Annotated in this window: 17 protein-coding genes; 11 read left to right on the forward strand and 6 right to left on the reverse strand. The window is 34.6% G+C overall.

Annotated features, from left to right (window positions below; translation table 11 throughout):
- Positions 1–33: 33 nt before the first annotated feature.
- From lacD to IV57_RS04065, 5 genes are all read right to left on the reverse strand, one after another.
- Entirely contained in the window at positions 34–1,029 is a 996-nt protein-coding gene (lacD, locus tag IV57_RS04045) for a tagatose-bisphosphate aldolase (protein ID WP_057880223.1), read from the reverse strand.
- Positions 1,030–1,056: 27 nt separating this feature from the next.
- Positions 1,057–2,001, reverse strand: coding sequence for a hexose kinase (locus tag IV57_RS04050; protein WP_057880224.1), 945 nt, complete (start codon positions 1,999–2,001; stop codon positions 1,057–1,059).
- A 227-nt stretch (positions 2,002–2,228) separates the two neighbouring features.
- Positions 2,229–2,744, reverse strand: a complete 516-nt coding sequence (lacB, locus tag IV57_RS04055; protein ID WP_057880225.1) for a galactose-6-phosphate isomerase subunit LacB — start codon at positions 2,742–2,744, stop codon at positions 2,229–2,231.
- A gap of 18 nt (positions 2,745–2,762) precedes the next feature.
- Complete coding sequence (gene lacA, locus IV57_RS04060; protein WP_057880226.1) at positions 2,763–3,197, reverse strand: galactose-6-phosphate isomerase subunit LacA; 435 nt, start codon at positions 3,195–3,197, stop codon at positions 2,763–2,765.
- Between the two features lie 17 nt (positions 3,198–3,214).
- Complete coding sequence (locus tag IV57_RS04065; protein WP_057880227.1) at positions 3,215–3,976, reverse strand: DeoR/GlpR family DNA-binding transcription regulator; 762 nt, start codon at positions 3,974–3,976, stop codon at positions 3,215–3,217.
- A gap of 258 nt (positions 3,977–4,234) precedes the next feature.
- Between IV57_RS04065 and IV57_RS04070 the strand changes: the two genes are divergently transcribed.
- The 9 genes from IV57_RS04070 to IV57_RS04110 all read left to right on the forward strand — a co-directional run bounded on the left by IV57_RS04070 (position 4,235) and on the right by IV57_RS04110 (position 16,168).
- Positions 4,235–4,747 (forward strand): PTS sugar transporter subunit IIA, encoded by a 513-nt coding sequence (locus IV57_RS04070; RefSeq protein WP_057880228.1) that lies wholly within the window; start codon positions 4,235–4,237, stop codon positions 4,745–4,747.
- Between the two features lie 14 nt (positions 4,748–4,761).
- The gene (locus IV57_RS04075; protein WP_057880229.1) at positions 4,762–5,067 is read left to right on the forward strand and encodes a PTS sugar transporter subunit IIB; all 306 of its coding nucleotides are present in this window, start codon (positions 4,762–4,764) and stop codon (positions 5,065–5,067) included.
- A gap of 33 nt (positions 5,068–5,100) precedes the next feature.
- Positions 5,101–6,519, forward strand: a complete 1,419-nt coding sequence (locus IV57_RS04080) for a PTS galactitol transporter subunit IIC (protein WP_057880230.1) — start codon at positions 5,101–5,103, stop codon at positions 6,517–6,519.
- A gap of 581 nt (positions 6,520–7,100) precedes the next feature.
- On the forward strand, positions 7,101–8,474 hold the full coding sequence (locus IV57_RS04085) for a DUF2252 domain-containing protein (protein ID WP_057880231.1): 1,374 nt from the start codon (positions 7,101–7,103) through the stop codon (positions 8,472–8,474).
- A 7-nt stretch (positions 8,475–8,481) separates the two neighbouring features.
- A complete protein-coding gene (gene ppk1, locus IV57_RS04090) occupies positions 8,482–10,485 on the forward strand; it encodes a polyphosphate kinase 1 (RefSeq protein ID WP_057880232.1) in 2,004 nt (667 codons plus the stop codon).
- A gap of 272 nt (positions 10,486–10,757) precedes the next feature.
- The gene (locus tag IV57_RS04095) at positions 10,758–12,962 is read left to right on the forward strand and encodes a glycoside hydrolase family 65 protein (RefSeq protein ID WP_057880233.1); all 2,205 of its coding nucleotides are present in this window, start codon (positions 10,758–10,760) and stop codon (positions 12,960–12,962) included.
- 33 nt (positions 12,963–12,995) lie between these two features.
- Positions 12,996–13,814, forward strand: coding sequence for an endonuclease/exonuclease/phosphatase family protein (locus IV57_RS04100; RefSeq protein WP_057880234.1), 819 nt, complete (start codon positions 12,996–12,998; stop codon positions 13,812–13,814).
- Between the two features lie 13 nt (positions 13,815–13,827).
- Positions 13,828–15,168: an MFS transporter gene (locus IV57_RS04105; protein WP_057880235.1), complete on the forward strand. Its 1,341-nt coding sequence runs from the start codon at positions 13,828–13,830 to the stop codon at positions 15,166–15,168.
- 148 nt (positions 15,169–15,316) lie between these two features.
- The gene (locus IV57_RS04110) at positions 15,317–16,168 is read left to right on the forward strand and encodes a helix-turn-helix domain-containing protein (protein ID WP_057880236.1); all 852 of its coding nucleotides are present in this window, start codon (positions 15,317–15,319) and stop codon (positions 16,166–16,168) included.
- A 142-nt stretch (positions 16,169–16,310) separates the two neighbouring features.
- Here the strand turns inward: IV57_RS04110 and IV57_RS04115 are convergent, their stop codons facing one another.
- The gene (locus tag IV57_RS04115) at positions 16,311–17,216 is read right to left on the reverse strand and encodes a proline-specific peptidase family protein (RefSeq protein WP_057880237.1); all 906 of its coding nucleotides are present in this window, start codon (positions 17,214–17,216) and stop codon (positions 16,311–16,313) included.
- Between the two features lie 187 nt (positions 17,217–17,403).
- On the opposite strand from IV57_RS04115, the gene IV57_RS04120 reads away from it, so the two are divergent.
- The gene (locus IV57_RS04120; RefSeq protein WP_162261211.1) at positions 17,404–18,696 is read left to right on the forward strand and encodes an LPXTG cell wall anchor domain-containing protein; all 1,293 of its coding nucleotides are present in this window, start codon (positions 17,404–17,406) and stop codon (positions 18,694–18,696) included.
- 140 nt (positions 18,697–18,836) lie between these two features.
- Entirely contained in the window at positions 18,837–19,601 is a 765-nt protein-coding gene (locus IV57_RS04125) for a threonine/serine exporter family protein (protein WP_057880239.1), read from the forward strand.
- Position 19,602: the final 1 nt, after the last annotated feature.

Below are 19,602 nucleotides of genomic sequence, written 5' to 3' on the forward strand. Positions count from 1 at the left end.
CATCCGAAGGGATGGCTTCAATTAATTTTTAAATTAGTCTTTTGAAACTTTTTCTTTCCATGAAGTTGCTGTTTCAGCAAGAACTTTGTTCAAATCTTCGATGTTCTTCTTACCTTCAGTGTTCATCCATTCTTTACCGGCTTCTTCACCGTCTTTAGCGAATGGTACGATAGCACCTCTCCATGTAGCACGGCCACATAGAACACCATTGAACTTAGCATCAGCATCTTTAGCCAAGTGTAGTTCATCTCTAAATGCTTGGGCTGTAACACCGGCACTCAAGAAGATATATGGTAGGTTAGTTGCGTCACTTTGTTCCTTGAAGTACTTGATAGCTTCATCCTTTGTGTAAACAACAGGGTTGTCGCCGTTAAATCCTTCAACGTAATCCAAGTTAATAGGAACTTCAACCTTCAAAACGTCAATGTGATATTGAGGCTTTGAGTATTCTTTCATAGCATCGATAACTTTACGAGGCTTTGCTTTAGCATATTCAGCACTCTTAACATCACCGATTGAATCATCATAAGTAACCAATTCAACGAAGAAAGGAATATCTTCAGCAACACATTCGTCACCGATTCTTTCTACAAAGGCTTCTTTTTGTTCAAGGATTGAATCATCTTCATCAGGATCAATGTATAGTAAGAACTTAATTGAGTCTGCTCCGGCTTCCTTCAAACGATGTACTGACCAGATTGGGATTAAATCAGGAATTCTACCTGCTTCAGTAGCGTCGTAACCTGTCTTTTCATATGAAACTAAAAGACCTGAACCTTCAGCACGTACTTTTGATGCTGGAAGACCATATTCTGGATCCAAAAGAATAGCTGAAGCGTAGGGTGTTAATTCGCTTGAAATAGCTTTCTTGAATTCAACGATATCTTTTTCGTTAGCTGGCTTGTTTGCGGCTGCGGCTAACATCTTCTTTAGTGATCCACGTTGGTCAATAGCAAGAGCTGCAATAACTCCGTTCTTGTCAGACATTTTCTCTAGTGCTGCGTACTTTTTTGCTGTTGTCATATACATTCATTCCTCCGAATAATAAATTAAACTTTAGTACTTAACTATGTCTACCTTTTCAAAATAATCTTTATATTGGCTGATGTCAATATTTCCAGTCTTTTCTTGCAAAGTATTTAGAATACCGACAGTCATAGCTCTTTTCATAACATCTTCTGGTTTTTCATCTTTAACCAAACCTGCAGCTAAACCAGCTACAGTAGAGTCACCAGATCCAACAGGGTTAATTGCATGAATTTTTGGAATATTTACTTTGAAGAAGGATTGTTGGTATTTAACAAATGCACCCTGTGATCCAAGTGAAACTACTACCCAAGGAATTCCTTTAAAGATTTCCTCAGTCGCCAACTTGTCTTTTAAATCGTCCAAATCAGTTATTTTTTGACCAATCAATTGGGCAATCTCGTCTTGGTTAGGTTTGATCATAAATGGCTTAATATCGCTCTCTAGAGCTAAACGTAATGCTACATTAGAACTATCTAAAATAACAGGGACATTGTGTCTAGCGGCAACACCAATCATTTTGGAATAAATTCCAGCTGAAAGACCTTGTGGTAAACTTCCAGAAATCGTTACTAAGTCGAAACCGCTTACTTGAGCGCCGAAATGATCTAAGAAATCATTTTCATCATCAGAGTTTAAAACTGGCCCGGCTTCAAGAATTTCGGTTTGGTCACCGTTATCATGTAAGATAGCGATACAGTTACGAGATTCTTGATTTATTTTCATGAAAGCATGATCGATGTCGTTTTCATCAAGTTGATTAGTGATATATTGGCCAATTGTTCCACCAATAATACCTGATGCGGTTACAGGAACATTTAATTGTTTAAGAACTCTAGTAACGTTTAATCCTTTGCCACCAGCTGTCTTGGAAACATCTTTGACACGGTTGACCGTATTAATATTGAGATGTTCTAGCGGGTAAGAGATATCAACAGAAGGGTTCATAGTGATTGTTAAAACTGATTTACTCATTGTGCAGACTCCTCTATAAATGGTCTAATTGAGGCCATTAAAAATGGGTTCTATGAAACAAACATTACGAGGTAGTCCAGCTTCAAGCACTGTACAAATAGTTCAGTGCTTGAAGTTGGGCTATCTTTTTTGTTCCATATAGCCCCGATGAGTTACACCTGGGTAGCTCACTTTTATTTTTAAATTTTAAATTAATTGGTTAAAACGAGTTGGTCCTGTTCCACTCTCTAGTCGTGGTAGAATCCTTCGTCCCATAGCTTCATTTCGTGATCGTAGAAGTGTGGATTGTCATGTTGTTCTGGATTGTCTTTGCTTTCAACGGCATCGATTTTCTTAACTAGGTCGTCATCTTCACCCAAGTATTTAGCAGCAAGGAATGTCTTAACGATTTCTTCGGCTAGGTGTTCACCAACAACGGCACCACCAAAACTGATGACATTAGCATTTAAGTGTTCCTTTGCATATTTAGCAACTGTTGTATCGGCAACTAAAGCAGCACGAACTCCTTGGTTCTTGTCAGCAGCAGTTGAGATACCAACGCCGGTACCACAAAGTACAACACCATAGTCAGCTTTGCCATCACGGACAAGGTTAGCTACACGTAATCCATAGATAGGGTAGTGAGTTCTTGTGTGGTCATATGTACCAACATCAATAACCTTGTGGCCCATAGCCTTTAACATTTCTGAAATCTTAATTTTAGTATCTGTAACAATATGGTCGTTTCCTAATGCAATAATCATAAATTTAATCCCTCCTAGTTAATATAGTTTTTCAAGCATGTCCAAACGGATTTGGTGACGTCCACCAGCATATTCAACACCTAAGTATTCATCAACGATTGATTCGGCACGTTTGTTTCCAACAATTCCTGCACCAATAGCAATGGCTTTAGCACCGTTGTGTTGTGTAGTCATGTGAGCTGTATTTTCTTCAGTAACGTTAGCTGTTACCATTCCGTGAATCTTGTTACTTGCCATAGCTGAGCCAGTACCATATTCATCAAACATAATTCCACGATCTGTTTTGCCATCTAGTACAGCATGTGTAACTGCAAGTGATGAGTCAACGAAATCTGCGGCTGGCTTTTCTGAAAGGTCAATGACTTCATAACCTTTGCCTTCATTTTCAAGGTAATTCTTAATATAATTTTTTAATTCAAATCCAGCTTTATCTGAAGCTAATGCAATTTTCATAAAAATAATCCCTCCAATTAATTGGTAATAAGTCTTACATATTGTTGATAGTAATCGATAGTTTCTTTTGAAGTGCTCTTGTTAGTAATCAGGTAATCCACATCGTCAAGACTATAGAAAGTATAGAAATCGTTTCTATTTAACTTGTATCTGTCAGCGACAATGAATTTTGTCTGAGAATTGTTTAAAGCAACGCTTTGAATTCGACCTTCTTCAGTGTTGGCAGTCATAATTTGAGAATTCTGAATACCATTGACACCGACGAAAGCTTTATCGAATTTCAATCCACTCACAGCATTACTTGCTAATGCACCAATCAATGTTCCTGAGCGACTACGATAAATACCACCAGCTAAAATTAATTCACAATTGAGATCTGAATTTTTAAAGCTTTCAAAGACAGGAATACTAATTGTTACGACTCTCAAAGAATTAATGTTTCTAATATTTTGAGCAATCAATTCAAGTGTTGTTCCTGGACCGATAAAGATAGTATCGAAATTATCGATTTGATCTGCAGCTAATTTAGCTAACTCCTGTTTTTCCTTAATATGAACTTCACGCTTTTCAACATGAGATGCTTCCTCTAATGGAGAAACACTCAATTTCTGAGCGCCACCGTGGATTCGGATCAACTTGCCAGATTCTGACAATTCTTCAAGATCACGACGGATGGTCATATCGGAACACTGTAATAGGGTAGTTAAATCATTAACAGTAACAATATCGTTTTTATCTAATTCGGATATTATCTTTAGAAAGCGTTCTTTCTTTAACAAAAGATCACCTCTTTTTGTTTACTATTGTTCGTTACAAACATTAATTTAGCATTAAGCTGGTTACTTGTCAAATGCTTTTTGAAAGCATTTCCAAATATTGACTAGTCTATAAAAGTGGTGGTCTATTAGTTTATATAGGAAGAGAAATTTATTGGTTTATATATTAATATTAGGTATTGACATATTTTATGATAGCGTTTACTATTGTTCTTGTAAACAAAAACAAACAAAAACAATAACAGGTAGGTGATGGTGTTAATGAGTGAATTAGCTACTGATCAACTATTTAGCGAAAGTGAAGTTTATATTTCAAAAGCTTCAACCCAAGAAGAGGTCTTTCGCGAAGTAGCCGCATCTTTATTAAAGAAGGATCTTGTAACTAAAGACTTCATTAATAACTTATTGGAACGTGAAGCAAACTATCCTACAGGAATTGATATGTCAGTCGTATCGCCAAAGATACCCAATATAGCAATCCCACATACGGAAAGCGAATTCGTTAAAGCAAGAATGATTGTTCCAATCAAGTTAGATAAGGAGATTTCTTTCCATAATATGATTGATCCAGCGAAGGAATTCAACGTGAAGTTTTTATTCATGATTTTGAACAATGATCCAGAAGGCCAATCTAATATCTTGGCACAGATCATGGACTTTATGGCCCGGACATCTGAGAACGAACTTGTACCATTCTTTAAGAGTGATAATCCTAAAGAAATCTACGCCTTTTTAAATCGTAAATTTATTAAATATGCTAAAAGCAATCAATAAGGAGAGTGTTAATTATGTTTAAAATTTTAGCTGCTTGTGGTGCCGGAGTTAACTCAAGTCACCAAATCAAAGATGCTTTGGAAACAGAAATGAGCAACCGTGGCTACGAAGTACAAGCTGACGCTGTTATGGTTAAAGATATTACTGAAGATATGATGAAGGATTACGATCTATTTACACCAATCGCCGCTACTGATCTTGGATTTACACCAAGCTGTCCAGTTGTTGATGCTGGTCCTATCCTATATAGAATGCCTGCTATGGCTGCACCTGTTTACGACCAAGTAGAACAAGCTATCAAGGATAGTGGCAAAGCATAGTAACAACAATATTCATCTAGGGGGAAACAGGATATGTCAGGAATTATTGATTTTGCCAATGCGATATTCAAACCTTTAATTGATCTTGGTGCTGCACCAATGATGTTAATCGTTTTGACAATTATCGCCTTGATTTTCAGGGTTAAATTTTCTAAGGCTTTGGAGGGTGGTATTAAATTAGCCATCGCTCTTACAGCTATCAGTGCTGTTATCGGATTATTGACAACAGCTTTCCAAGACGCTTTGAATGCCTTCGTTAAGTCAACTGGTATTCAATTATCAGTTACTGACTTAGGTTGGGCTCCACTTGCTACTATTACATGGGGTTCACCTTATACATTGTTCTTCTTGCTAGTTATGGTTATCGTTAATATCGTCATGATCGTAATGAACAAGACAAACACACTTGATGTTGATATTTTTGATATTTGGCATCTAGCTTTCGTTGGATTACTAGCAATGTTCTTCGGAGCAAACCTATTGATTACAACATGTTTAGTTATTTTCATCGGTGTTTTGAAGATTATCAATTCTGATTTGATGAAACCTACTTTTAATGATCTATTACATGCACCATCTTCAAACCCAATGACTACAACACATATGAATTACATGATGAATCCTATCATCATGGTCTTTGATAAGATCTTCGACGTTATCTTCCCATGGTTAGATAAATTTGATTTCGATGCTGCTGCATTGAATAAGAAGATCGGTTTCTGGGGAAGCAAATTCGCCATTGGTATTTACTTAGGTATCTTTATCGGTTTACTTTCACACCAAGGTGTTAAAGAAATCTTTACACTATCATTTACTGCTGCTTTCTGTTTGGAACTATTCTCATTGATCGGTTCATGGTTTATCGCTGCCGTTGAACCATTGTCACAAGGTATTACAGACTTCGCTAACAAGAAGTTAAAGGGTCGTACAATGAACGTTGGACTTGACTGGCCATTCGTTGCCGGACGTGCTGAAATCTGGGCTGCCGCTAACGTCTTAGCACCAATCATGCTTCTTGAAGCACTTGTATTACCTGGTAACAAGATCTTACCTTTAGGTGGTATTATCGCCATGGGTGTTACACCAGCCTTGTTAGTTGTTACACGTGGTAAGATTATCCGTATGATCATCATCGGTGCTTTGGAACTACCATTGTTCCTATGGGCCGGTACATTATCAGCTCCAATGGTTACTGCTACTGCTAAGAAACTTGGCGCATTCCCTAAGGGTCTTGCATCAGGAACAATGATCTCTCACTCAACTATGGAAGGTCCTATTGAAAAATTCTTGGCTTACTTAGTTGGTAACGCATCAACTGGTCAAATTAAATTTGTTCTTTATGCTGCACTTGCTTTAGTTGCTTACTTATTACTATTCATGTGGTATGCAAAGCAAATGAAGAAGAGAAACAAGATTTATGCTGACGAAGCTGCTGCTAAAGCTGCTAAATAATTAGATAAAAATAAAATCCTTCAGATTAAATTCTGAGGGATTTTTTATTTTGAAATGAGTTTGGATGGGGTGGTGGTAGTGGCGGTTCACTGCCGCCTTCCACAAAAATTGGAATTGGGCTGGAACGCTGAGGGCACGACTTGGAGGCTTTTGTCTTCGACGAAAGTCTTCAAGCTCGGCCTTATTCTAAGTGGGTTCCCCACTAAGAATAATTTCTCGGCTGAGCCCAATTCCAATTTTTGTTCCAGGCTAGAGGGTTGGTTTTATAATCAATATAATGATTAATTAATTTAGATCAAAAGCAATTTAAAAGCCATTAGAATAACTAATTCAATAGCGGTTAAAGTTAAAAATCTAAGCAACCCAAATCTCGATTTTTGTGGAGGACGGCATCTTTCAATCAACTAGTGTTTTTTATTAACTTCATTTTGCAATTAAGTTAATTTTTTAATATTAAATTTGAATATCTTAGCCTTGCTTAATAAAAATATTTAGTTATAGTAAACTTTAATGTAAAAATTTCTGAAAGCTAATAATTATCGGTGCTAGCTATTGTATAATAAAAATAAGGAGGCGAGGGCATGAGTCGCACACCATATACTTATCAGGATACTGATGCTTTTAAAAGTACAGAACAATTAATCATCAGAGGTCGTTTTTTTGCAACAACTGTATCTGACAAGTTTAATCAATTTGAACCAAAGAAAAGAAACATTCATAAGATTTTGACTATCAAGAACAAGCTGTTGGTTCCAGAACTATTAGCTGTTAAACGGGAAAGAATGTCAAAGTCACTCTTTGCATTTTTTCGGGGAACCGTTGATGTGATGCATTATGATATGTCGAGAAACGAGAACAGTGGTATCAAAGTATTAGTCGGTGGGGATGCTCATCTGGGTAACTTTGGTTTCTATGGATCTTCAGAAGGTCAATTGCTATTTGACATGAATGATTTTGATGAAGCTCATTTGGGACATTGGGAATATGATTTAAAGCGTTTATTAGTTAGTGCTTTGATTGTAGCTAGAGCTCATGGTTTCGTTGAAACGGATGTCCAAGAATTCTTGTTAACTGTCGTTGATACTTATTTTGATACGCTAAAACATATGACGAAAATTTCTGAAATGAAGCGGTTTATTTTACCAAATACACTTCAAAATATTACAGAGATTTTTGGTAAATTGAAGGATAATGAAGAATACTTTCAAGAATCCTTTAATAGTATGATTGCTAAGAGTATTAAGAAGGCTCAAAAGAGTAATTCTAAATTAGTGATCGAGAAATATACTGAGATAAGCGCCGCTGGGGAACGTCGTTTTGTCGAAAATAAACCTGTTACACAACACATTAGTGAAAAAGATTATAAGAATGTTGTCGATGGTTATAAGCGCTACAAGAAAAATCAACGCAGCGATGTACGATTGTTCTTGGAAGATTTTGATATCGTCGATATCGTTCGTCACAGTGTTGGTGTTGGTAGCGTGGGAACGTTGTGCTATTTGATACTTTTACAAGATTTAGATAGTAACTACCTAGTGCTCCAAGCTAAACAAGCTTTACCAATTTATAACGATGATAAATTGTATTCTGACGTTGAAGTTAGTCAGGGTCAAAATATCGTTAATAGTCAATTGATTCTTCAAAGTGCTTCAGATCCATTCTTGGGAGCTTTTGACACTAAGAAATATAGCTTTTACATGCGTCAATTTAAAGATATGAAATCATCAATTAATCTGGACAAATTAGATTTTGAATCATTTGAGGATTACACCAAAGTTTGTGTGATCTTACTTGCCAGAGCGCATTCACATTCACCGAACTATCCGTTGATCATTGGTTTTGGCGAAGAATACGCTGATATGGCTAACTCATTAATGAACTTTACTAATAGTTATGTTGAACAAGTTGAATATGATTTTGAATCATTTAAAAAGGAACAAAGGGATGAAGGTTAAATAATATATGAAGGCAAAATATTACAATAGGGATTTAAGTTGGATATTATTCGATGATCGAGTCATTGATCAAGCGTACGATGAAAATGTACCATTACTAGAAAAATTAAGATTTTTGGCAATTGCCTCAAATAACTTAGATGAATTTTTCCGTGTGAGAATGCACAACATTCATACTCTCGTTGATGAGCACCGATCAGAGAGAAGAACAGGATATTCTGGTAAGGAAATCTTGAGTTTAGCTTATGAATATAACTGTTCTAATATAGTGCGCCAATATACAGCCTACGATGCTTTGATCAAAGAAAGTGCTGATCGTAATCTATTTCATTTGATGAAATATAACGAATTGAATGATGCTGAAAAAAAGCATATCAAAAAATTCTATAATAAGAAGCTTGTACCAAGAATAGATATGCAAAGATTTGCAGAAGAGTATAAATTCCGAAAAAACTTATACTTTTTGATGAAGACGCCTAAATATAATTACATCTGTCCAATTCCAGAAGATATGGATCGTCTAGTTGAAACTGGAGTTGATGATCATTATATTTTGATTGAAGATGTTATGCGCAATTGTGCCAAGGATTTAATCAGAAAGTATAAGATTTCAAAGATGATTGTTTTCCGTGCTACTTATGATAAGAATAAGCCTTATGATTTCTTGGATAAGAACATGTCTGATGAAAAATATCTAAGCACAATGATCAACTACGTTGATACTAGAGATCTTCGTGAGATTATGAGGGTAGAGTTCTCAGGTGAGGATGAACAAAAAGGTCGCGAATACTTTTCTAAATTGTTGGGAATTAACAAAAAAGGTGTTTACAAGATTCCTGGTCCAGTTGATTTGAAATTCCTAGGTGGATTCTTCAAACGTTACAAGAGTCATGAAGACATGGTCTTTCCTAAGTTCAATGCTTTGAAGTGGAATCCAGCTAAGAATATGTTGCAATACTTGGATAAATCACCAATTTTTGTACAATATCCATACGACTCATTCAGTGTCTTTATCAGTTACTTGGAAGCAGCTGTTAATGATCCTAAGACAAAAAAGATTTGTATTACGATTTATCGTACTGAAGAGAATTCAGATCTCTTGAGATTGCTCAAGAAAGCTGCTGCTAAAGGAATTGATGTTACAGCGGTAGTTGAATTACGGGCTAGATTTGATGAAGTTCATAACATTGAGGTTGCCAAAACACTTGATGAAGCAGGTGTTAAGGTCTTATTTGGTGATAAAGTAAATAAAGTTCACTCAAAGATTTGTTTGGTATTGCACGCTGATAATACTGGCTATGTGCAAATTGGAACTGGTAACTATAATGCTATTACTGCTAATGTCTTTTCTGATGTCAGCTACTTTACAAGTAATCAAAGATATATTGATGATGCTACTAAGTTCTTCAATTATTTGGTTACTGGCGAAAAGAAGCCTTATGAATTACTAACTACTTCGCCTAACGGCATTAATAATATGGTAATTACTAATATCAAACATGCTACCGAAGCTTATTTGCGTGATGGTCAAGGAGAAGTCTTCATGAAGGTCAATGGTTTGACTGATGTGGATGTGATCAATGCTATTTATGAAGCCGCTAAAGTTGGTTTACCATTTAGACTGATTGTCAGAGGTCCTTGCTCATTGAAACTTGGTGTTTGTGGTTCCAAAGAAGATATTCGAGTGAAGAGTATCGTCGGTGAACTATTGGAACACAGTCGAATTTTCAAGTTCCAATATGGGAATGATCATACTGATGTTTGGATTTCTTCAGCCGATATGATGACTAGAAACCTGGAACGTCGGGTGGAAATTGCTGTACCAGTAGTTGAAGAAAAGCCTAAGCGCCAATTGTTGAAAATCATTAAGATGTTCTGGAAGGATACTGAAAATTCATATCAAATGAATGATAAAGGTGTTTACACGAAGGAACATGTTAAACATGGAATTTCAGCTCAACAAACTTGGATCAAGCGTCTTGAGTGGAGAAAATATATCCAAACTAATTAATAAATATTTTCCTAATAAATTTGCAAATCTATATAAAATAAAAACCAAAAAGTCGTAATAATTGAACCATGATTATTACGACTTTTTGGTTTTTATTATACGTTTCTCCACAATACATAAATAAATGAGTATTATTTCACATTGTTATATTTAAAATGTCATATTTAGTAATTTTTTTGTCAATTTTCTGGATTGAATAATCCCTGTATAAATTTATAATTTAGTTGAAGTCAGGATGAAAGCGGATACATTAAACCGTAAAAGGAGAAAAATTGAAAACTAAGGAATATCAACTTAATTTAGATTTTTTCGATAATAAACAAGAAGATACTCAAAAAACTATTTTTTCATTAGCGAATGGGCATTTTGGAGTGGAAGCAATCAATCCAATTAATGAAAGTATCAACTATGGTACTAATGTTAACGGTTATTTCGACACTGGAGAAATTACTTATGGTGAAAAAGCTTTCGGATATGCTTCAGAACATCAAACCATTGTAAATATTCCCAGTTTAAGAACAATTTATATTCAAAGTTTAAATGGAACGACTTTTGATAAGTCAATGTTAAAAGAAAGAACTTTGGATATGAAAACCGGAATTCTCACAGAAAAATTTGTACTAGAAAATAGTTCTGGTGAAACTATTCAAATGGAAGTCACATCATTTGTGGGACAAAGTTTAAAAAATTGGTATGGGATAGAATATTCCTTTGCTGCTGGAACGTATGTGGATGATATCTATATTACTAAGAATATTATTTTTAATAGGGATATTAAGCAAGTAGAAACAGATGATCCGCGGAAACAAAGTCTCGTTCAAAAAGTTACTGTTATAGGAGAACAAGAACAAGATTCATATTCATGCGTGATAAAGACGCAAAATACTAATTTATCATTACCAATCTTATTAAAATCTGCCGATGAAATTAACTTAAGTAACTATAAAGTATCATTGAAAAAAATGAGCAAAGTAGGATACATCTTTGGAATTGGTGATATTCAAGAGAATGTTAAAAATCCATTTTTGCAGATACCAAATTTAGATGAAATAAAGGCTGATTCAATATCATTTTGGAAGAATACTTGGGAAAACTCTGCATTAAGTATTGATGATTCTCCAAAGTTAAACAAAGCAAGTCTTTATAATATGTTCCAATTATTTCAATCGGCCGGTAGAGATGGCAAAACAAGTTTGTCTGCGAAAGGCCTTAGTGGAACCGGTTATGAGGGGCATTATTTCTGGGATACTGAGATGTACGGCATACCTTACTTTGCACATACATCACCAGGTATCGCCCGAAACTTATTGATTTATCGGTTTAATTGTTTGGATCAATCGAGAAAAAGAGCCTCTGAATTAGGTGTCGATAAGGGTGCCTTATTTGCATGGAGAACAATTAATGGTTTAGAAGCCTCAGCTTATTATCCAGCTGGAACAGCACAATATCATATCGATGCTGATATAGCTTTTGCAGTGGATTATTACTATAAAGCAACTAAAGATAATGAATTCATTGAAAAATATGGTATGGAATTGATTTTAGAAACAGCACGCTTTTGGAAAGGATTTGGTGATTACAATACAGTTGATGGACAAAGGCAATTTGAATTTCATACTGTAACTGGCCCAGATGAATATACGGCCTTAGTTGATAATAATTATTACACTAATCGAATGGCTAAATATAATTTATCACTGGTCAAAAAGTACGCTGATATTTTAAAGAAAAATAATTCCAATAAGACTAAAGAATTGAAATTAACTGATGAAGAAATTATTGATTTAGATCAGACGGTCAAAGATGTTTACTTGCCATATAACACTGATAAAGGTATTTATGCTCAAGATGATAGTTTTTTACAAAAGCCAGTTTGGCCATTTGATAAGACGCCAAAGGAAAACTATCCATTGTTATTACATTATCATCCATTAACTATTTATAGGTATCAAGTGGCCAAACAAGCCGACACATTGTTAGCAGAATATCTATTTGCAGGTGAAACTCCTGTTGATCAATTGGAACGTGAATATGACTATTATGACAAGGTAACAACACATGATTCATCATTATCGAAATCAATTTATGGCATTATCGCTGCAAGGTTAAATCGAACGGATGAGACCTATAACGCCTTTAAAGACAGTGTGCTCATGGATTTAGAGAACAGTCATGGAAATACTGATGATGGATTGCATGTGGCTAACTTAGCAGGAAGTTGGCTATCAATAGTAGCTGGATTTGCTGGTATGTCGTTGTGTGATGATTATTTATCCTTTGAATATCATTTACCAAAGCAATTTTCAAAATTGAAATTTAGAATGCTTTATCTAAATAATTTACTGGAAATATCATTAAGCCAAAATAGCATCACAATAAGCTTGATCAAAGGAACAGGTTTTAAAACAAAAATCAGCGACACAATTTATGAATTAAATTCGGAGAACAAGAAGATTACACAAGTAGTAACAAAATAAAATTTATAAATCTTAAGGGAAGAAGGGACAACGATGACAAAGTTGGTCGTAGGAACATATAATCTCCAGAGTACGAAGCCAAATGATAGTTTTAAACAGGCAGAATTATTGAAGAATAATCATGTAGATATCTGTGCTGTACAAGAAATTAATTATGACAATTATAGATTTAGTTCAGAAAAATTTAATGGGCTAGCTGGATTCAAAAAAGGTGATCAAAAGTATGCCGATGATTTTTTTGGTAGTGCCATTGAATTTGCTGAGGGCGATATGGGAGTTGGAACTGTAAGTGAGTTAGCTCTAAAAAATAATAGGATTATAAAACTTTATTCCGAAGATGCTAAACCGGAAACTATTGATGGTATGCATAAATACTATAAGGAATACAACGTTTCTAAACCGGGGACCTTAAAAAATTTGGAGGAATATAACAAGACACATACTTATATCGAACCAAGAATTGTTACTAGAAGTGAAATTGAAATCGATGGTAAAACATTAGCTTTCTATAGTACACATCTAAGTTTTGAAACAATTGCTTTAAGACATGCCCAATTGGTACAAATCAGAAAAATTCTCAGGGAAGATACAGCAGATTATAAAATTTTGGCCGGGGATTTTAATACTGATCAAAGTACTAAGGAAATAGAATTTTTACGTAATGAATTTACTCTAGCCAATGGTAATAAAGGTATTTGGTATGATACTTTCCACTGTATTGATCCAACCATGAACGTTTATTCAATTGACAATATTATGTTATCAGACAATATCAAGCTCTTAGATACTAAGCTAATTCAATCTGATTTATCAGATCATCTAGCACTTATTTCAACAATAGACTTGTTATAAGGGGATATTAAAAATGATGAAAACTAGTAAATTAAAAGAAAAATTTGAAAAACTACCATTATCTTCTAAAAAACTTTCTGAATATCTACTGGTAGTTGGTAGTGCAACAACCATTTATCTATTTATTGGATTAAGAGGAATTTTATATGAACCATTTAGAGCACAATTGGGAGCCACTAATACTCAACTAGGATTATTGATGAGCATTATGGGATTTGTCCAGATTTTTGGATACTTGGTTTTTGGATGGATTCAGGAAAGAATGAATGTTCGAAAACTTTTAACTTTTGATATGATTTGTTACGGGATAATTGGATTAGTTATTGCTGTATCATCTAATCCTCCATTCCCACTTTTGATTGTGTACTTTGTACTGTTTGGTATTTTTGGTGAAGCACTTTATTGGCCAACAATTCAAAAATCAGTAAAACATATTGGTGGTAAAAAATCACAAGCTACAGCCTTTGGTGTTATGGAATCATTGAGAGGCGTTGGGGGCTTAATCGTTAACAGTATTGATGTTATTCTTTTCAGTGCCGTGTCTGCTAGTTTAGGTATGATTTTAGGTATCAAGGCAGCGATGATCTTTAACTCAGCAATTACGATTCTATTTGCTTTACTTGTTTGGTTCAAATTACCACATGATTTTATGGACGATGCAAAGATGGAATCAAGTAACAAAGAAAAAAATGAAGATAAAACTGATAAAATTAGTTTTAATGCGGTTATTCAAGCGTTTAAATTACCGGTAGTATGGCTAACAGGATTGGGCTCCGCTTGTGCCTATATTACATATGTTGGTGTAAGCACTTACTTTGTACCTTATCTACAAAATTCTTTTGCTATCAGTGCTGCTTTAGTCGCAGTTTTTGGGATTGTTAATGGTACTGCAGTAAATGTTGCCTCATCATCAATCTCAGGTATTGTTTCAGATAAATTATTTAAGAATAGTGCTAGTTGGATGTCAATCTGTTATGCATTAATGACTGTTTTCCTAGGTATAACTATGTTTATTCCAAAGGAAAAATCGCTTGTTGTTGTCGCGATGATTTTCTTATTACTAACAACACTTTCATGTTTCTTAATCAGAGCCGTTTATTATGCACCACTTGGTCAGTACGGTATTCCAGATGATATTTCATCAACAGCTATGTCAATTGCTTCATTCTTCGGATACAGTCCATCATTTTTCGCTTATCCAATTTTTGGTAGGATTCTAGATTCATATTCAACTAACGTTGCTTATAAAAAAATATTTACGATTCTAATTGTATTTAGTATTCTAGGTATCATTTTGAATCTGATTAATTCAAGATTAATTAAGAAGGGATATAAAGCTCCCGTAACTGATTAATTACATTTTAAAGGAACCATGCCACAATCGGTATGGTTCTTTTTTGGTATCTGAACATTTTTAGGGGAAAATAGATGTTAATATCTCCATGATGTATAAATATGTTTTGTATAGATAACGTGTGACCTAATGAAAAGTGGTGTGAGGAATGAATGCCTATCATGAACAACAACAATATAGTAAATATTTACCCATCAGGGTTATTTTCCATAAGAATAATCCTAATTTCTATGTTATTCCGCATTGGCATGAGGGATTAGAACTATTGTACGTTTTGTGTGGAAATCCGGGGACGGTTTTAATTCAAGGGCAACGCTATAATTTGAAAGAACATGAATTACTGATTATTGGGTCGAAACAAGTACATAGTATGGATTTGAAAATTACGCAGATGGATAAATTACTTACAATAATCATTCCGCCAGAATGGTTGTTTGGTAAGAGTATTAATAGTGAAGTATTGAATTTCAGTCCTATATATAAAAGGGCAGAATATTTTCAAAAAAATATTCAATTTAAGGAATCACTAGAGAATTTAATATTTTTCTACCAAAAAAGCTACATGGATGAAGCCGAAAATATGAATGCTTTATATTATAGTCATGTTGTTGGATCTAACGTAGTTAAGCTGATTGGTGAAAATAGTATTGCAAATGAAATTGTTCAAAATAATGAAACTCCTGATTTTTTGAAGGATGCAATTTTATATATTAAACGAAATTTTGATCAGCAATTGGATATACGTGATATCTCTAGTTCATATCATGTTAGTCCAGAATATTTCTCTCGTATTTTTAAAAAATATACAGGCATATCTCCTAAAAAGTTTATTTTAAGGTTGCGACTTACTAAGGCAATTGAATTGTTAAGAACTACTAATTTGGATATGAATGAAATTGCTGTTATGTGTGGATTTGGCACAAATAAAAATTTCTTTGTATTATTTAAAAAGTATTACACGACAACACCGTTACAATATCGGAAATCATTGTTTGATTAATGCAAAATAAAACACAGCTTGTCTCATCAAAAAATTATCGATCTCAAAAGGATTGGTAATTTTTTGTTTGAGCGCAAAAAAATAGTCCTCCAAAAATGGAAGACTATTTTTTCGTTAGATTCGATTAAGTTTTGTTAGATTGTTAATCGTTAAAATTGTTGCTTTCGACATCCTTGATGAATGTCTCTAAGTGATCGAAGTAAACTGGAGCATTATCAATCATATGGTGGTGACCACCGTTTGGTGTTGTAACTAATCTTGCATGAGGGATTTCCTTTTGCATGATCTTAGCTGTAGCGATAGGCATTGTTTCATGCTCACCGAAAGTTATCAAGGTTGGGACAGTGATTTCTTTCAAATGACTTCTGAAATGCCAATCCTTTAATTTACCAGTGATAACAAACTCGTTGTCGCCTTGGAAAGTATTGTAAACGGGAACAGCAGTTGTGTCAACCAAGTGTCTAATAGCAGTTGGTTGTTTACGATCAACGTATTCGGCATTCAAAATATCAACGTAGCTTTGGTAAGTTGGATCTGAAAGGTTATTTTCAGCTTCAATTTTTTCCATATATTTAACTTTGTCAGCGCCTAAAGCATCTAGACGACATTTGTTGATATTGATAACATAGTCATCAATTTCATCAACCATACTTGAGATGATAGCACCTTTAAGATGTTGACCATATTTAGCAGCATACATTTGAACTAAAGCGCCACCCCATGATTGTCCAATGAGGTAGAAATTATCTAGTCCTAATTTTTGTCTAACTTCTTCAACTTCTTCCAAGAAGTAATCGTAAGTTAGATATTTTTTAGCAATTTCGGGATCACTATAATCTGGTTGATCAGAATACCATGAACCTAATTGATCATAGAATGTTACTTGAACACCAAGATCAGCAAGCTTGTCGCCAAAGTTTTCCCAGTATTCATGGTTTCCACCAGGTCCACCGTGTAGGCAAAGCAATTTAATATCGCCGTGACCAGCTGTGTGTGTCCATAAGTGGTATCCGTTGTCTAAAGTAAGGATAGTTGTTCCTTGTTTCATAAATTAGTCACCTTCCTGCAAATGATAGTTATAAGTATATATCTATCTCTTAGTTTATTTCAAATAATCTATAATATTATTTTAATAATTCTAATGAAACTTTTATTTTATATTTGCTGAAATATGTCGTAATATTTAAGTGTTTGAAATAATTATGATAAAATTGGTATATGTTAAAAGGGGCGATATGATGAAGAAGTTTCTAATCAGTCTATTGTCTGTGGGGATGCTCTTGGGAATATTTGGTGAAGTAAGTTATCATACCGGTTCACCAAATGTAATGGAAGAAACAGTTCAAGCAGATACAACAAACAATAGTCAAACAATTAATTATGAAGTTTTAAAAAGAAATTCTAATGGGTTATCAACTGAGATAAGTCCATTATTTACTAAAAGTGCAACTATTTATCCAAATAACGATGGAACTTACCGAGTAGTAATGACCGCTCGAATTAGTGATCTGACTAGTTTGGACGTTCAAACAGATGGTGGTCAAGCAATGAAGGTAACAAAGATTGATAATGATGCACATCATTTGAACGTTAGTTTTAACATTAATAGTTTAGATGATCTAGACAGTGAAATTCCGGCAATTGTTCAAACGAGTACTTTAGGTATTAGTGGATTTGAGCATCATGTTGATTTTTCCTTTGATAAGGATTCCTTGTTGCACCAAGGTCCAGTTAGCACCTTCGCTGATTCGTTAAATCAGATTACTAGTGCTGAAAATGATTTGAACACGACCGCCAATAATGTTAAAAATTTAGCCGGAAATGTAAAGTCAGCCGCTGACAGTGCTAAAGATATTTTGTCGACGCCAAAGAGTGATACAACAACTTCAACGACAACTAACAGCAGTAACGATACTGATCCAAAAACGGTTTTAAAAGAATTAACTTATAAAATTGCAAAGAATAACGGTGATGGTTCTTTGATCTCACCATACTTTACGAATACAGCTAAAGTTATGCAAAATCCTGACGGAACTTATTATGTTGAAATGACGATCAAATATCCTAAAAAATTTGGTAACAATGCTTTTGAGCTTAATTTGATTAATAATCAAAAGCCATATAATCTAAGTTTCAGAAGTGATGGGGACAGTAATTATATTACCTTTGATTTCCCAATCAATAAGATTACAGATTTGAGTAAATCAATTCCTGGTAATATTACGATGAATATTCCAGATTTCGGTTTGAACAAGAATCTAGGATTCAATTTAAATTTTGATAGTTTGAATCCTTCTGATTTATCTAGCCTGATGAATAGTTCTGATACGTCAGGTTTATTGTCAGATTTGAGCAGCTTGAGTAATCTTGGAGATGTTAAACCTGCTACTTCAACAACGGATACTGAAAAAAACAAAGGAACCTTGCCACAAACTGGCAATCAAGCCAATGATATTCTAATTGTCATTGGTGGGGTGATTTTGGTCATGGTTTTGACCCTACTAAAGGGAACTTATTTGAAGGATTAAATAAATAGATTGTTCTGGTCGATGATTTTGACTGGAATGGTCTTTTTTTCATCTTTCAGTCTACTAGCTTTTTTTATTTATAATAATGTGTTAATAATTATCTAACAATAAAAATATCTAACCATTTGGAAGGAGCCATTATGGGGGCTATCAGTGAACGAGATATTGTCACTCTTTGTGGTCAAGTGGGTACGATTCTACTGGAAAACGGTGCGGAAACTTCACGAGTTGAAAACACGGTTGAGTATGTGGGTCGGGCTGTTGATTTACCGGTTATTTGTCACGCGACAATGACGGGTATTTTTGTTAGCTCGGAAAACAGTGCTACAACACGGATTTTTAAGGTGCGGGTTGGGGACTTTAATTTACAAAAAGTAGATGAGATCAATACTTTATCGAGAGAATTTTCTAGACATGAAATTACGTACGATGAATTAAAAAAGGAAGTAAAACGCGTTGATACCGAAACTTTGGATTTTTCGTGGTTAACGAAGTGTATCGGCGCTGGACTAGTATCGATGCCACCAATGTTGCTGTTCAAAGCCACTTGGGGTGATTTAGCATTGGCTTTTTTCGTTGGAATACTGGGTTATGTAGCATCACAAATAGTCGCCCATCATACCAAAACACCTTATATTCCAGTGGCAGTCGGCAGTTTAGTCATTAGTTTATTAGCCAATGTTTTAGGGATTGTAGGCATTGCTCACGATGCAAATTACATTATTATCAGTGCTTTGATGCCGTTAGTTCCAGGAGTTCCAATGACTAACTCTTTGCGAGAAATTATTGAAAGAAATACTATTTCAGGAATCGTGCGGGCGACTGATGCAATTATGGCCGGAATTTCAATTGGTAGTGGCGTTATTGTCGGCCAAATTATAATTAAGTCGATTTTTGGAGGTTAAT

Source organism: Companilactobacillus kimchiensis, assembly GCF_001438805.1.
GTDB lineage: Bacteria > Bacillota > Bacilli > Lactobacillales > Lactobacillaceae > Companilactobacillus > Companilactobacillus kimchiensis.